The sequence below is a fragment of the Microvirga sp. VF16 genome (genome assembly GCF_016864375.1).
Lineage (GTDB): Bacteria > Pseudomonadota > Alphaproteobacteria > Rhizobiales > Beijerinckiaceae > Microvirga.
On record NZ_CP069354.1, the window covers coordinates 3,206,782 to 3,221,432 of the forward strand.

Sequence of the window (14,651 nt, forward strand, 5' to 3'; positions counted from 1 at the left end):
CCGGACCATGGAGTGCTGAATGAAGAGCAGGAAAAGAAAGCCCACTTCCTCTGAGCCTCGGCGCACTGCCAAGCTCGAGCGAGAGCTCAAAGCCATCGAAGCTCAAATCGTACTTCTGGAAAAAGACGCGAACCTGGATCTCGCCACACAGGATCATTTCGTCCTGTGGAGGCGACCGAACCTCTTTGCCCCCTGGCCCTTGGGCCTCCAGCATTAAGCGAGATTTCTTCCCCGTTATCAGTGCCTGAACGTCTGCGTTCAATGCTGAATCATGTCCTATCTGAACCTCGAGAACGGATGATGACCACACGAAAAATCACCCAAGCGCCGCCTGACCGGGCACGCGAACTCTTTGAGAAGCTCCTCTCAACGTCCGACAGCGCCGTCAAAACCCGCGAGCGTCTGTTCGCCGACCTGAAGGAGGAGTTGAAGCTTTTAGCAACCCTTCAGGAACAGCATCTCCTGCCGGTCCTTCGCCGGCACGGGATGGAGGATCTTGTGCGGCAGGCTATCGACGACAATGAGGAAACCGCTGCGCTTCTGACGGACTTGGAGCGCATGCCCAAGGACAGCGGCGAGTTTCTCAGCAAGGTGGCCGAGCTGAGGACAGTGTTCCAGCAGCATATTCGGGATGACAGGAAGGAACTGCTTCCAGCCGTGCTCAAGGTTCTGAGTGAAGACGAGGCGGAAGCGGTCGTCGAGAAAGTGGAGAATGCAGTGGCAGCGATTGACGAAACGAAACGGTCTGAAGCCCAGCGCACCCGTGAGCAGATCGAAACAGTCCAAAGCGTGGCCGGCGACCTTGCCGATACCGTGCGCGCAGGAACGAAGAACGCGCAAAGCATCGCCCAGGCGATGCAACAGGTCGTAGAGAACAGCTTCGGAGCGTTCTCTGAATTGGCCCGCAGCTCGACAGGTCAAGCGATGCAGATGTTCAGTCGCTCCGGTGGGGAATCTCGCGGACTCGCCGAAGAGGCATCGGAGAAATTCAAGGCCATGGCTCAATCCAATACGGTCCTGGTGCGAGGCTTCCAGGACGTCTCACGGGAATGGTTCGAGTTAAGTCAGAAGCGCCTGCAAACGAATCTCGAAGGGTGGAATGCCCTCGCCCGCTGCCGATCCGTAAACGACCTTGTTGCGGTTCAAAGCTCGCTCATCCGGGACAACCTGGAGCAGACCGTCGACAACAGCCGGCGCATTGCCGAACTTACGATTCAGGTGGCCGACGAAGCGACGCGGACTGCGACGCTCCAGGCGAAGCAGGCGGGACAGCGGGTCAGTCGCGCCGCTTGATCCCGATTGCGCTAGAGCATCGGATCAATCCCTTAAGCAGCGCATGTTCGGTGCGGAAAACCGGGTCCACTTTTCCGCACGATGCACTAAAGGTCTCCGAGAGGTCTGAAGCCGGACCTTCCGGCGACCTTTTACTTCCTGGGTTGCCCCGATCCAAAACTTCTCAAGGCGGCGCCGGAGCCGAAGCTCCGGTGCTCTCAACGGCCATTCACTGCGCGGTGATACTCGATGTGGTTTCGAGCTTCGTCACGGGCGGCGGGTTCCACTTGCCGGTCAGGGCGTCCGACCGGGGAGCATAGAGCCGCAGCATTACGTTGAACGGTCCTTTCGGCGCGGGAAGCCAGTTGGCCTCCTTGCCCTGTCCGGGGCTTTCGTTCTGCAAGTACAGGTCCAGGGAGCCATCCCCATTGTACTTGAGCGGCATCCAGCTGCTCAGGGCGAAGCGGTTGAGGCTGTTCGGCACCTGGAAGCCTTCGCTGTCGTAGAGCGTCAGTGACCAGAAGGCCGCGGCCGGCGGGATCTGGCCCTTCTCGAAGTGGAGCGTGTACTTGTTCGCACCATCGAGCGGCCGGCCCGTGTCGTCGGCGAGGTTCATGGGATAGATTGCGTCCTCCGGCAGATTGGCTCCGAGCCCGAGCTGCGAAACGATGGCCCGCTTGAGATAATAATTGCCGTAGACGCCCATCGTGTCCGTGTTCATGGACCAGCCATTCGTGACACGGGCGAGCGTCCTGACCTTCCATTCCATGAGCTTCTGAGCGGTCTCCGGCGCGGCTTCGAGCGCCTTTCTGACGACCGGATCGATCTTCTCGGCGTCAAAGCTCTTGCCCGCCTCGATACCGATCTGCTTCATGCGCGCGATGATCGGCTCATCGGTCAGATGGGGGCCGGCGAGCTTCAGGAGGTCCGCCGCATAGGCGAAGTACCTCAGCGGCGGCATCGTATCGACCTGCACCTTTGGCGGCGTCTTCATGTCGATGTTCGGATCGATCTTCACCTCGGGAGCCTTCGGGGTCTTCCCCCATTCGGACAGGGGCGTGATCTTGTAGCCTGCCTGGATCTTGTGAACCGCATCGTAATCGGCCGGGCCGTCTGTCTTGGTGCGGCCGATGATCCACACGATCGGCGTCGGGGCATCGATGCGCTGCGTGCCGGCGGGCAGGCGGAACTCGTCGAAGCGCTCGCGCAGATCGGGCCGCCAAGTGACCGGTGCGATCAGATACTCGCCGGCCTTGGTTCCTGTGGTGCGCCAGCCCGGTGAGGCGAACACATCCGTCCACATGTCGAGCATCGGCAGCAGGTAGTAGCGCCCCCCCGTATCCGGCACCGAGACCACCATCGGCTCCTTGGTGAGATCGAGGAAGGCGGATGAATAGAGTGTGTCGAAGTTGTAGCGGACCACGCCCTTGTCGTCGCCCGGCGGATAGGTCGGAACATTGTTGAACATGTTCATCGGGCCCCGGCCGATGACCTTGCCGGGTTCCAGGTTGGTGAATTGCTTGCGCGTCACATCCAAGCTGACGATCGGATAGAAATACACATAGGCCTCGACGGCGATGTCCTGGGCCTCCTGCTCGGTGATGGCGAAAGCGCTTGTGGTGGCTCCGCCGATCCCGACGAGGCTCGCCAGAACTACCGAGCCAAGGAGACTCCTGGAGTGATTGAGAAGCGGTAACATGGATGGACGCTCCTGAAAGGTACCCGCGCATCACGGTGCTGAAGCCAATGGGGCCCGCCGCGATGTGAGGGAGTGATGTGGCGCGCTGCGATGTTACTGCTGTGGGACGCACCGGTTGCTGGCCTGACGCTCATCGCAACAACAGCTTAGCACGCTCCACCTTCCAAGCGGATCAGGGCCTTCCCTGAAGATGATGCAGGAAAACCCTGAAAGACGGCATCACGCGTACCGCGATAGTCCAGCTTTTTCCATAGAACAGACAGATCCAATGAACAGCCAGGGCCTATACTCTCGAATGCCGCGTCCATTCGGTCACTGACTTTTCTGGAAGCGGTTTAGGGCGATCGTCCAGCGATGCGGCCAGAACGCCAGGACCGCGACGACGAACGTGAGCAGAAGGAGAGCCACCATCACCTGAGCCACTCCGAAGATTGGGGCGTCTTTGGCCACAAACCAACTTGTCACGACACCGGCTGCAATCATCAATATCCGAACGATCCAGCTGATCATGAGCGCCTCCACGGGTTCCGCTTCCGGCCCTTCGTTTTCGACAGATTGGTCTTGGGCCAGGACAAACATTACGGTGGGCATTCCACACGCGTGTTTGATTTGGATCAATGACGATCCAGTCAAGCTATCAGACCATCTTTTCAGGGTACAGGCAAAGCCCCGCCTTTAGAAAGCCAAGCTGCCTAATCCTCACCAAAGTGATGTACTTAATTTAAGTTAACGACCCGAAGGAAGCTCAAGCTTTCTAAGTTTCAGAATACCACCGGAGGAAGCTATGGCCATGAATGTCCAGCATTCCCATCTCCAGAAGGTGTCGAACAGGGACAGGTTTTATTCACCTGATATTCTTCCGCTACTCCAAACGGTTCTGGCTGATCTTGCCGACATTGATGTCGCCTATGAGAAAAACCTCGAGGCCATCAAGCACAGCGAGGCCGACGAAGGGCGCAAAAGCGACATGATTGCAAGCCTTTGGCACCAGCATCGGGAACGGCGAGCACCCTATATCCAGGAACTCATGACACTGCGGGAGCGGATCGACGCGACCTTCAGCTGAACGGATAGCGAAAGGTATCGCTCCGCTCGCCCAGGATCTCCGACACGGAAAGATTTCTCCATGCGGGCAATGACTCTGCATAGGACGCGCACGCCCTTGATCTGCGAGGAGCGTCCGCTGCCCTCGCCGGCCACGTATGAGATTCGCGTTGCGGTGGAAGCCTGTGCCGTTTGCCGCACCGACCTCCACGTCGTCGACGGAGATCTGCCCAATCCCAAGCTTCCCATCGTTCCCGGCCATGAAATCGTGGGACGGGTCGATGCCCTCGGAGCAGGTGTCACCAATCGCGTCCTCGGCGAGCGTGTTGGAATCCCCTGGCTAGGCCACACCTGCGGACGTTGCTCCTATTGCGTCTCAGGCCATGAGAACCTTTGCGACCATCCGCTGTTCACCGGTTATACCCGTGACGGCGGGTTTGCATCCTACGTAATTGCCGATGCGGCCTACGCCTTCGAGATGCCGGACGATGGCGATCCCATTGCCCTCGCCCCCCTGCTCTGCGCCGGGCTGATCGGCTGGCGCTCCCTCGTCGCCGCCGGACCGGGTGAAAGGATCGGCATTTTCGGCTTCGGAGCAGCGGCCCATATCGTCACCCAGGTTTGCCTCTGGCAAGGTCGGCATGTCTTCGCTTTCACGCGCCCGGACGATGTCGCGTCGCAGGACTTCGCACGCTCGCTCGGCGCTGTCTGGGCTGGCGGCTCCGATCAGGAACCGCCCGAGCGACTAGATGCGGCGATCATCTTCGCGCCCGTCGGCGACCTTGTGCCACAAGCGCTCCAGGCGGTGCGAAAGAGCGGGCGCGTCGTCTGTGGTGGAATCCACATGAGCGACATTCCGCAGTTTCCCTACCGACTCCTCTGGGAGGAACGTCAGATCCTGTCGGTCGCAAACCTGACCCGGCAGGATGCCCGCGACTTCCTGTCTATCGCGCCAAGGGCGCAGATCGGAACGCAAACGACGCGCTATCCGCTGGAGGCCGCCAATGTGGCTTTGGCGGATCTTCGATCAGGACATCTGCAGGGCGCAGCCGTTCTGGTGCCTTGATGCGAAGCCGAACAACAGAGTTGCAGGGCGCGTATCTCGTGTCGCCACAAGGAGAACTCCATGCTCCAGAACATCCACAGCATCCTGATCGGCATCACCGAGGAAGGAGATCCCGAAGAGAGATCCTCCGCTCTGGCCTATGGGCTCTCGCTCGCCCGGGAGGCGAGCGCCCACGTGACTGTCCAGGCCGCATCGCTGAAACTGACGCTCACGCACGCCTTCATCAGCAGCATCGCGGAAGGTCTCGTCGCCGCTGAGAACCGCCGGCTGGATGCTCTTGCGAATGCCGTGGCGGACACATCCCAGCGCGCAGCCGCCGCATCGGGCGTCGCCTGTACGACCCAGGCGCCCCAATTGGCCTATCCCGATCTGGTCAAAAGCTTCACCTCCCTCGCCAGAACTCATGACCTGACGGTTCTTGATTCCGAACCGATTTCCCTTGCTGTCGATCGGGGGCTGATCGAGGCAATACTCACCGAGAGCGGCCGTCCTCTCGTCGTCGTGCCTCCTGGGCGAGAAGCTTTTGCGGGAAACAGGATTGTCGTGGCGTGGGATGGCAGTGCCAAGGCAGCCCGCGCGCTCAATGACGCTCTGCCACTATTTAGAGCCGCCTCAGAGGTCGAGTTGGTCAGCGTCACCGGCGAGAAGGATCTGGCCCATACGGTGCCAGGACCGGAAATCGCTCCGCATCTCACGCGACACGGCATCAATGTAAGCGTCCTGAATCTGCCTGCCTTGGATGGCGATGTCGCCGAAACGCTGCGCAACCATGTCCGTCTGACGCGCGCCGACATGATCGTCATGGGCGCCTATGTGCATTCGCGTCTGCGCGAGTTGCTTCTGGGCGGCACGACACAATCGCTGCTCAAAAATAGCCCGGTGCCCCTTTTCCTCTCTTACTGAAAGGTTGGCCTGCAAAAGGACATCCTCAGCGCAGCTTAGCCCTGAATGGAATTCAGATAGGCGATAAGATCGTTGATCTGGGCCGGATCGAGCTGGAACTGGGGCATGGAGGGATGCCCCGTCGTGATCCCCTCCGCGAAGGCTTCGGCCAGATCTTCGATGGGATAACGGGTATGCAGCGTCCGAAACGGCGGCGCCTCGGGAACAGGGCTGTCCCCTACGCGGCCAATGGCGTGACATTGGGCGCAGTTGGTCTGAGCGAAGGCCAACCCGCGCTGAATGCGCCCGGACTGGGCCATGACCGTCGAGGATCCAAGGACGAGGGCAACGCAGCAGAACGCCAGACGCCTCACAATCGGCGCCCTTCCGCTGGCGACGGTTCAGCATTTCGGACCGAGACGACCTCGAACGTATAGGGCTTGTCGTCCTCATCCTGGATGGTGACGTATTCGCCTTCAACAAAACGGTGCTGGTTGAGCCGATAGCCTGCCTCCTCATCGCCGGCCCGGTCCTGGTTGTAGTCGATCATCCAGGTCGCTCCGCCGGCTCCGCCCGATCGATGCACCAGCACGCCCTGCCGCTCGCCCTCGTCGGCCCAGAAGCGGCGAACCCGGCAGAGAGCTCGTTTGCGCGCCCATTCCTCTTGGTCCAGCCGCCCCTCCTCATCGAGAGGCGCGGTCAGCTCGTAGCCATAACGCGCACTGCCTTCCGGGAACTGCTTGCTGCGGGCGAGATGAAGCGTGATGTGGTGGAGCAATTGTCCCTCCCGAATCCAAGCGGGTCCCTCATAGGCCTGACCAATGTGGCAAAGCTTAGAGTTGGATCGTTCTGCTGCTTTGATTCTAATCAATAATACGCTGGGTGAGGAGCGGGAAACGTCGATTTCCAACTCCTCGCACCCGATATGCTTCGCCGGATCGTCTACTCTCGCGCTTCATCCATCAAGGACTGCCGGATGCGCCGGATGATGACGGCCTTTGCCCTTTTGTCGGCAGCCGCCTCGAGAGCGCCGTCGATCTCGAGAAGCAGCTCCGCATAATCATTGTGCCAATCACGATGTCCGGCACTTGTGCCAGCAAGGCGCTGCTCGCGACGCTCGACACGAACGGCTCTGTCCCCTGTCAGATCATAGACATCGTCGATCTCAGGGATCGTTGCATGAGGGACCTGGCCGAGATCGTCGAGAGATGATTGCAGCGCCTTCAGGGCAGGATCCTCACCGTGGACAAGGAAGACCCCTCGTCGGACCGGAAGCCGGTCCGACAACCAAGCTTTCAGCTCCGGCCCATCCGCATGGCCGGAATAAAGATCCAGGGTCCGCATGCGGGCGCGAACTTTGATCTCCTCGCCGTGGATCCTGACCTTCGAGGCACCGTCCTGCAGTATCCGTCCGAGGGTCCCCTGAGCCTGGAAACCGACGAAAAGCACGGTTGCCTCGTCCCGCCAGAGCCATGCCTTCAGGTGATGGCGTATCCGGCCCGCCTCGCACATGCCACTTGCCGCGATGATGATGTGAAAACTGTGAATGCGGTCAATGGCCTTGCTCTGCTCGACACTCTCAGTAAAGCGGACCCACCGCGAATCCAGGGCCTGCACCAGATCGGAGCCGTTCCTGAGCTCACCGGCATGCTGCTTGAAGATAGCGCTGGCTTTAGAGGCCAACGGAGAGTCGATGAAAATCGGAATATCCGGCAATTCGCCCGCTTCCATCAGCTCCATCAGATCGACGAGGAGCTCCTGCGTTCGCTCCACCGCGAAGGACGGGGTGAGGAGAGCCCCGCTCGGATGCATGGCCGCGCGGACCTCGTCGCGAAGCATTCGCCGCCGATGCTCAATGGTTGTTCCGGCCCGATCCGTGTCGCCGTAGGTGGATTCGAGAACCACATAATCGAGATCGCGCGGCCCGTCCGGATCCGGCTGCAGAAGCTTGTGATCGGGCCCGATATCGCCTGAAAACAGAAGACGGACCGGCTTTTCCTTGCCCCCACCGGATTTCACCTCGACCTCGATGGAAGCCGAGCCCAGCAGATGGCCCGCATTCCAGTAGCGTGCCTGAATGCCCGGAGCGACCGGCTGCCAGTGGCCGTAAGGCACGGGGCGAAATTGTTCGAGGGAGGCAAGCGCGTCCTCCGCCGTATAGATGGGCGAAACCGTCGGCATGCCCCGGCGGCTGTTGCGCCGGTTGAGCTGATTGACCTCGATCTCCTGGATATATCCGGAATCCGGAAGCATGATGGATGCCAGATCCCTCGTTCCGGCTGTTGCATAGATCGGCCCGTCGAAGCCTGCCTTCACGAGTTTCGGCACGAGACCGCTATGGTCGATATGGGCATGGGTGAGGCAAAGCGCATCGATCCCGGCCGGGCGGAACGGGAAATGCTGATAATTGAGTTCCCGCTCGGATTTGGATCCCTGGAACATTCCGCAATCGATAAGGACGCGGGCCGCCTCCGTCTCGAGCAGGAAACAGGAACCTGTGACGGTTCGGGCGGCACCGTAGAAATGAAGGCGGAGCGACAAGGAAGCCTCCCTCATAAATTGAAGACTGCACCAGAAAGATCACCTCCCTGTATATCACACCTGTGCGGCCCGGATTGATCTATCCCAAAACAGCTCGAAACAGGCCGTTCCCGCCGCTCTGACACAGAGATCAAAGGGCGAGACGCGCGACCTCTTCAATCATCCGAAGCGTCCTATCGGGCGAGGACCCGCGCGGCCTCCTTCGTTGTTCCGACAGCCTGCGAAACTCTTCCAACCGCCGCCGATATGGCTCCGATATTGCTGGCGATGAGCGTCACGGCCTGGGATGCATCCTGCATGTTGGACGACATTTCCTGCGTGACCGCGCTTTGCTCTTCGACCGCAGTTGCCGCTCCGATCACGTGATTTCGCATGGTTTCAACGGAGTCGCGGATTTTCGTCAATGCCTCGACAACGCCATTCGATACGCTCCGAACGGCATCGATTTCCGTGGAGATTTGCTCGGTCGCCCGCGCAGCCTGGGATGCCAGGTTCTTCACTTCGCTCGCAACCACCGCAAATCCTCTGCCGGCCTCGCCCGCCCGGGCGGATTCGATCGTCGCATTCAGAGCCAGGAGGTTGATCTGCCCGGCGATGCTCTGGATGAGGCTGATGATACCCCCATCGCCTCTGTCGCGGATGAAAGTTTGTCGGTATATTCATTTGCGCTTCTAGCCTCGGCGAACGCGACATCAGTCGCCGTGCGAGAGGTCGCCATGCTCTGGGCGATTTCGCGCACCGAAGCGGCCAATTCCTCGGCGGCGGACGCCATCATCTGCACATTGCTGGATGTTTCGGCCGCGGCCTGGTTCGCGGAACGCGCCTCCTGAGTAGAAGCGCCGACAGCCGCGTCGATTTCACCAAAGTTGGTCTCGATCATGCCCCTTAGATTGATCAGCAGGCTGACCTGCTGTGTCACATCGGTTGCATATTTCACGACTTTGTAGGGGCGCCCGCTTGCATCGAGGATCGGATTATAGCTGGCCTCGATCCAGATCTCCCGCCCGCCTTTGCCGATCCGTTTGTACTGGGCCGCCTGGAACTCGCCATTCTTCAACCGGCGCCAGAACTCCAGATATTCCGGGCTGGTCCGCATCCCTGGCTCCACGAACATGCTATGATGCTTGCCCTGAATTTCCGGAAGGATATACCCGACAGCCGCGAGAAAATTCGCGTTCGCATCGAGAATATGTCCATCGAGATCGAACGAGATCACAGCCTGCGATTTTCCAATCGCCTCGACCTGCCCCTTCAGCTCCGCCTGCTCCTCCATCTGCTTCGTAATATCTGTCGCGAATTTGACGATCTTGAAAGGCCTGCCGTCGCGGCCGAGCAGAGGGTTGTAGCTGGCTTCGATCCAGACCTCCTTGCCGCCCTTGCCGAAACGCTTGTAGCGAGCTGCTTGATACTCTCCTACCTTCAGCCTTCGCCAGAATTCCGCATAGGCAGCCGTCTCGCGAAACGCTGGCTCGACGAACATGCTGTGATGTTTGCCTTGAATTTCGGGAAGAGAGTAGCCGACCGTGCGGAGAAAGTTCTCATTGGCCGTAATGATCGTCCCATCGAGATTAAACTCAATAACGGCTTGAACCCTATTGAGAGCCTCAAGTTTAGCCTTGATTTCAAATTGCGATTGAGACAATAAACCCAACATAACCTTCCCTCCGGAACGCAAGACTCGATAAAAATAACCATAAGATTGCGCACAGCCTCCTCTTTCATGGTGGAGCGAAATGCATAACAAGCTGTAAGCGGCAAATTAAGTATTTGTACTTACCCACCTTTTGCATCTTCCACTTATTCACTGCAGCAACATATTATTGTCGGTCCACGACTTGTTCTGCCCTGTGACGTGATGATGGAACGATGATCGGGCTTTGCGCCCCTGTTGAAACACGACAGCTCGCACTGCCGGTGTCGACCATGATCTAGACCAAATTGGAATCGATCCTTTGATCGAGCACCGTGTGAAACAAAAGCGCCTGTCACTGTATGACAGCTATCAGCCTTCGAATGAGGGCCAAAATCTGGGAGGTTGAGATGCCGGCTCGTACGTCCTCCACGTCCAAGGGGAGCCGCAAATCTCAACCGACGACGCTGCCGGCCCTGATGGCCAATCCGACGATAGTGAGCGACTCGATCTCGGCGCCAACCGTTTCGCTCGAATCCTGGGACGACGCAGAGCTCCATCAACTCCGGGATGCCCTCGACCACACCACCCATGCCGGTCTTGCGCGCCTTACCGCAGGCCTGTCGCCGGCGGCCATTGTCGACGCATTCATGGACTGGACCGCGCACCTTGCCATCTCTCCGGGCAAGCAGGTCGAACTCGCCACGAGAGGCGCTCGCAAATGGGCTCGACTGATGCAGTTCGCCTCCCGGTGTGCGATCGATGGCGGCACAGGTGAGCCGTGCATCGAACCGCTACCTCAGGATCGCCGCTTTATGGAAAAGGAATGGCGGCGGTGGCCATTCAATCTCTTTCAACAAAGCTTCCTGCTGCAGCAACAATGGTGGGACAACGCCACGACCGATATCGATGGCGTCACCAAACAGCATCAGGCGGTCGTCGAGTTCATCATGCGTCAGATCCTCGATATGGCCTCCCCGTCGAATTTCATCGCAACCAATCCCGTCGTGCAGCGGCGCATTCTGGAAACGGGTGGGCAGAACCTTGTTCAGGGTCTTCGCAATTTCCTGGACGATTGGGAGCGGATCGTCCGCTCGAAGCCTCCGGCCGGCGCAGAGACCTTCCAGCCCGGATGCGACGTGGCCGTCACACCCGGCAAGGTGATTTATCACAACAGTCTTATCGAACTGATCCAATACAATCCGACGACCGAAAAGGTTCGGCCGGAGCCGATCCTGATCGTGCCGGCCTGGATCATGAAATACTACATTCTGGATCTTTCGCCCGAAAACTCATTGGTTCGCTATCTCACCGACCAGGGCTTCACGGTGTTCATCATCTCCTGGAAGAACCCGAGTGCCGAGGATCGCGATCTCGGCCTTGACGACTACCGGAAGCTCGGAGTGATGGCGGCGCTCGATACGGTGAATGCCGTCGTGCCCGATCAAAAAGTTCATGCGGTCGGATACTGTCTTGGCGGCACGCTTCTCTCCATCGCCGCAGCCGCCATGGCCCGGGACGGCGACAAACGTCTGGCAACGCTGTCGCTCCTGGCGGCGCAGGCCGATTTCCGCGAGGCCGGCGAGCTCACTCTGTTCATCAACGAGAGCCAACTTCACTTCCTCGAAGACCTGATGCGAAGTCAGGGCTATCTCGACACCCGGCAGATGGCCGGTGCCTTCCAGCTTCTACGCTCGAACGACCTGATCTGGTCGCGACTCATTCGGCATTATTTGATGGGCGAGCGCACGCCCCTGAACGATATCATGGCCTGGAACGCCGACGCGACACGTATGCCTTATCGCATGCATGCGGATTACCTGCGACAGCTCTTCCTCAACAACGACCTGGCCGAAGGACGCTTCCAGGTCGACGGTCGTCCCATCGCCATCAGCGATATTCGCGTCCCTATCTTTGCAGTCGGCACCGAGCGGGATCACGTGGCACCATGGCGTTCCACGTTCAAGATCCATCTGCTCGCCGACACCGACGTGACATTCCTTCTCACCACCGGCGGGCATAACGCCGGTATCGTGGCCGATCCGAACAGAACCGGTGGACACTTCCAGGTGCTGACGCGGTCCGCCGTCGGTCACTACCTGGATCCTGACACGTGGGTCAAGATCGCGCCTCGTTTCGAGGGCTCATGGTGGCCGGAATGGATCCGCTGGCTGGATTCGCATTCCGGCGAACTCACGGACCCGCCGATGTTGGGAGCGCCGGCCCTGGGCTACCCTGCCCTCTGCGATGCACCCGGCACTTATGTGCTGAAGGCGTGATGCCTCCATCGTCTTCAGGACGTTGCCGCCTGATAGGGATACGTCATTGACATTTCAGATCTGCATTCGCCGATAAGAGCGCTGCGGCTGGCGGGTCGTAGCGCCAGGTTCGAGGATCCCGATTTTCCTTGACGAGGAAAGCGCTCCATTTCGCAAGTTTGAATATCAGTCAGTGCCTGTGGAGAACGAGGGACTCGACGTCCAGGACGCAAAATTGTTCTCCTGGTCCGACGCACTTGGGGTCGTCACGCCCCGGCCAACAGGTCCCGTCTGATGTCCGAGGCCAGCTTGAGGAGTGTATCCATGAACGGCGCAGAACTGCTTGTATCCGCTTTGGAGAACGAAGGCGTGGACCGGATCTTCGGAGTTCCCGGAGAAGAGAACCTCGACCTTGTCGAGGCGCTGCGACAATCCTCCATCGAACTGGTGCTGACCCGCCACGAGCAGGCGGCCGCCTTCATGGCGGCGACGCATGGCCGGCTGACCGGTCAGCCAGGGGTCTGCCTGTCCACGCTTGGCCCAGGCGCGCTCAACCTCACCACGGGCGCGGCCTATGCGCTGCTCGGCGCGATGCCGATGGTCATGATCACGGGCCAGAAGAGTATCCTGAGCCGGAAACAGGCGCGCTTCCAGATCGTGGACATGGTCGCGACCATGACGCCGCTGACCAAGATGGCGCGCCAGATTGTCAGCCCAGCGACGATCCCCACGGCTGTGCGGGAGGCCTTCCGGGTGGCCCAGCAGGAGCGTCCAGGACCAGTCCACCTCGAACTGCCGGAGGACATTGCTGCGGAAACGGTAGCCTCGGTTTCATCACCGGTGCCGCCTCACCCGATCGATCTGCCCGTTGCTCCGCCGGAGGCCCTGGATCGGGCCGCCGAACTTATCCTTAAGGCCGAGCGGCCGCTGGTGATGCTCGGCGCCGCCGCGAGCCGCCCGCGCCTGGCGGAGGCGTTGTCGGACTTCGTGAGGCGTCTGCAGATCCCGTTCTTCAACACGCAGATGGGCAAGGGATCGGTGTCCGGTGGGTCCGGGTTGTACCTGGGCACCGCCGCCCTTTCGGAGCGCGATCATGTGCACCGGGCGATCGACCGCGCCGATCTGATCGTCGCAATCGGCCACGACACGGTCGAAAAACCGCCCTTCCTGATGGGCCCGAAGGGACCGACCGTCCTGCATGTGGGTTACCTGCCGGCGACGGTCGAGGAGGTCTTTTTCCCCCATGCCGAGGTAGTGGGCGACGTCGGGCCGAGCCTCGGGCTGCTGGCCGACCGTCTCGAAGGTCAGCTGCCCAACGCAGGCGCGCTGCTTGGCCTGCGAGAGGAGATCCTGGCCCGGATCGCCGATCGGGCGGAGGAGAGCCGCTATCCGCCGACCCCGCAGCGCATCGTGCACGACGTGCGGAAGGCAATGCCGGAGGACGGCATCGTCTGCCTCGACAACGGCATGTACAAGATCTGGTTCGCCCGCAACTATCGCACCCGGGTCGCCAACACGCTTCTGCTCGACAATGCGCTCGCCACCATGGGCGCCGGCCTGCCTTCGGCCATGACGGCGGCCCTGCTCTACCCCGAACGCCGCGTTCTCGCGGTCTGTGGGGATGGCGGGTTCATGATGAACTCCCAGGAGCTGGAAACGGCGGCGCGTCTTAAACTCAATCTGGTGGTGCTTGTCCTGCAGGACAACGCCTATGGGATGATCCGCCGGAAGCAGGCCGTGGACGGGTATTCCGACTTCGGCCTGACCTTCGGCAATCCCGACTTCGTGGCCTACGCCAAGGCCTATGGCGTCAAGGGCAGCCGGGTGGAGGGCCCCGATGATCTCGCCCCGACGCTGGAGGCCGCCTTTGCTGGCGGAGGCATTCACCTTGTCGCCGTGCCGGTGGATTACTCGGAGAACATACGGGTCCTTGTCGAAGAATTGCGTGATCGTGTCCAGACGAGTGGAGGCCAGAATGATTGAAGTCGTCCAAGTGTTCGATCGAGCACCGATCACCCAACTCGACGGCGGTGACGCAACCGCGTTCGAGGAGAGGGCTGCAATCGCCAGGCGGCTGTTCAAGGACAAGCGCGTTACGGTTTCATCAGCTCCGAGGAGGAGACCGTAACGCGCATCAATGTCGTGCCCTTCCTCATCGAGGGCGAATTGAAGTGGCTCAGAGGCAATGAGAAGTTCTCGGACTGGGAAAGCTTTGACATTGTCGGTGGCCGCCTGAACATTGGCCAGAACCCCGCCCCC

Annotated in this window: 12 protein-coding genes and 1 pseudogene; 7 read left to right on the forward strand and 6 right to left on the reverse strand. The window is 60.1% G+C overall.

Going from position 1 to position 14,651, the window contains the following annotated elements:
* Positions 1 to 297: 297 nt before the first annotated feature.
* Positions 298 to 1,293 carry a phasin family protein gene (locus JO965_RS14890; protein ID WP_203439664.1) on the forward strand — a complete coding sequence of 332 codons (996 nt, stop codon included), beginning with the start codon at positions 298 to 300 and terminating at the stop codon, positions 1,291 to 1,293.
* A gap of 208 nt (positions 1,294 to 1,501) precedes the next feature.
* Here the strand turns inward: JO965_RS14890 and JO965_RS14895 are convergent, their stop codons facing one another.
* Both JO965_RS14895 and JO965_RS14900 read right to left on the reverse strand, forming a co-directional pair.
* Positions 1,502 to 2,971, reverse strand: coding sequence for a DUF1254 domain-containing protein (locus tag JO965_RS14895; protein ID WP_203439665.1), 1,470 nt, complete (start codon positions 2,969 to 2,971; stop codon positions 1,502 to 1,504).
* 312 nt (positions 2,972 to 3,283) lie between these two features.
* A complete protein-coding gene (locus JO965_RS14900; protein ID WP_203439666.1) occupies positions 3,284 to 3,481 on the reverse strand; it encodes a hypothetical protein in 198 nt (65 codons plus the stop codon).
* Positions 3,482 to 3,755: 274 nt separating this feature from the next.
* On the opposite strand from JO965_RS14900, the gene JO965_RS14905 reads away from it, so the two are divergent.
* The 3 genes from JO965_RS14905 to JO965_RS14915 are packed head-to-tail and all read left to right on the forward strand — an operon-like array spanning position 3,756 to position 5,984.
* Positions 3,756 to 4,037, forward strand: coding sequence for a hypothetical protein (locus JO965_RS14905; RefSeq protein ID WP_203439667.1), 282 nt, complete (start codon positions 3,756 to 3,758; stop codon positions 4,035 to 4,037).
* A 60-nt stretch (positions 4,038 to 4,097) separates the two neighbouring features.
* Positions 4,098 to 5,081 carry a zinc-dependent alcohol dehydrogenase family protein gene (locus JO965_RS14910; protein ID WP_203439668.1) on the forward strand — a complete coding sequence of 328 codons (984 nt, stop codon included), beginning with the start codon at positions 4,098 to 4,100 and terminating at the stop codon, positions 5,079 to 5,081.
* A gap of 60 nt (positions 5,082 to 5,141) precedes the next feature.
* A complete protein-coding gene (locus tag JO965_RS14915; RefSeq protein WP_203439669.1) occupies positions 5,142 to 5,984 on the forward strand; it encodes a universal stress protein in 843 nt (280 codons plus the stop codon).
* A 35-nt stretch (positions 5,985 to 6,019) separates the two neighbouring features.
* Here the strand turns inward: JO965_RS14915 and JO965_RS14920 are convergent, their stop codons facing one another.
* The 4 genes and pseudogenes from JO965_RS14920 to JO965_RS14940 form a co-directional block, all read right to left on the reverse strand.
* The gene (locus JO965_RS14920; RefSeq protein WP_203439670.1) at positions 6,020 to 6,283 is read right to left on the reverse strand and encodes a cytochrome c; all 264 of its coding nucleotides are present in this window, start codon (positions 6,281 to 6,283) and stop codon (positions 6,020 to 6,022) included.
* 50 nt (positions 6,284 to 6,333) lie between these two features.
* A complete protein-coding gene (locus JO965_RS14925) occupies positions 6,334 to 6,741 on the reverse strand; it encodes a hypothetical protein (protein WP_203439671.1) in 408 nt (135 codons plus the stop codon).
* A gap of 164 nt (positions 6,742 to 6,905) precedes the next feature.
* Positions 6,906 to 8,519, reverse strand: coding sequence for an MBL fold metallo-hydrolase (locus tag JO965_RS14930; RefSeq protein WP_203439672.1), 1,614 nt, complete (start codon positions 8,517 to 8,519; stop codon positions 6,906 to 6,908).
* Positions 8,520 to 8,677: 158 nt separating this feature from the next.
* A pseudogene (locus JO965_RS14940) lies at positions 8,678 to 10,158 on the reverse strand (PAS domain S-box protein).
* A gap of 386 nt (positions 10,159 to 10,544) precedes the next feature.
* Here JO965_RS14940 and JO965_RS14945 point away from each other — a divergent pair.
* From JO965_RS14945 to JO965_RS14955, 3 genes are all read left to right on the forward strand, one after another.
* Complete coding sequence (locus tag JO965_RS14945) at positions 10,545 to 12,413, forward strand: alpha/beta hydrolase (RefSeq protein WP_203439674.1); 1,869 nt, start codon at positions 10,545 to 10,547, stop codon at positions 12,411 to 12,413.
* Positions 12,414 to 12,716: 303 nt separating this feature from the next.
* Positions 12,717 to 14,375, forward strand: coding sequence for an acetolactate synthase large subunit (locus JO965_RS14950; RefSeq protein ID WP_203439675.1), 1,659 nt, complete (start codon positions 12,717 to 12,719; stop codon positions 14,373 to 14,375).
* Positions 14,368 to 14,520 carry a hypothetical protein gene (locus JO965_RS14955; protein ID WP_203439676.1) on the forward strand — a complete coding sequence of 51 codons (153 nt, stop codon included), beginning with the start codon at positions 14,368 to 14,370 and terminating at the stop codon, positions 14,518 to 14,520. The genes JO965_RS14950 and JO965_RS14955 overlap by 8 nt, the downstream gene beginning before the upstream one ends.
* The last annotated feature ends 131 nt before the right edge of the window (positions 14,521 to 14,651 follow it).

Coding starts and splice junctions, on each gene's coding strand:
- JO965_RS14890 (WP_203439664.1), top strand. CDS start 298: ATGATGACCACACGAAAAATCACCCAAGCGCCGCCTGACCGGGCACGC.
- JO965_RS14895 (WP_203439665.1), bottom strand. CDS start 2,971: ATGTTACCGCTTCTCAATCACTCCAGGAGTCTCCTTGGCTCGGTAGTT.
- JO965_RS14900 (WP_203439666.1), bottom strand. CDS start 3,481: ATGATCAGCTGGATCGTTCGGATATTGATGATTGCAGCCGGTGTCGTG.
- JO965_RS14905 (WP_203439667.1), top strand. CDS start 3,756: ATGGCCATGAATGTCCAGCATTCCCATCTCCAGAAGGTGTCGAACAGG.
- JO965_RS14910 (WP_203439668.1), top strand. CDS start 4,098: ATGCGGGCAATGACTCTGCATAGGACGCGCACGCCCTTGATCTGCGAG.
- JO965_RS14915 (WP_203439669.1), top strand. CDS start 5,142: ATGCTCCAGAACATCCACAGCATCCTGATCGGCATCACCGAGGAAGGA.
- JO965_RS14920 (WP_203439670.1), bottom strand. CDS start 6,283: ATGGCCCAGTCCGGGCGCATTCAGCGCGGGTTGGCCTTCGCTCAGACC.
- JO965_RS14930 (WP_203439672.1), bottom strand. CDS start 8,519: ATGAGGGAGGCTTCCTTGTCGCTCCGCCTTCATTTCTACGGTGCCGCC.
- JO965_RS14945 (WP_203439674.1), top strand. CDS start 10,545: ATGCCGGCTCGTACGTCCTCCACGTCCAAGGGGAGCCGCAAATCTCAA.
- JO965_RS14950 (WP_203439675.1), top strand. CDS start 12,717: ATGAACGGCGCAGAACTGCTTGTATCCGCTTTGGAGAACGAAGGCGTG.
- JO965_RS14955 (WP_203439676.1), top strand. CDS start 14,368: ATGATTGAAGTCGTCCAAGTGTTCGATCGAGCACCGATCACCCAACTC.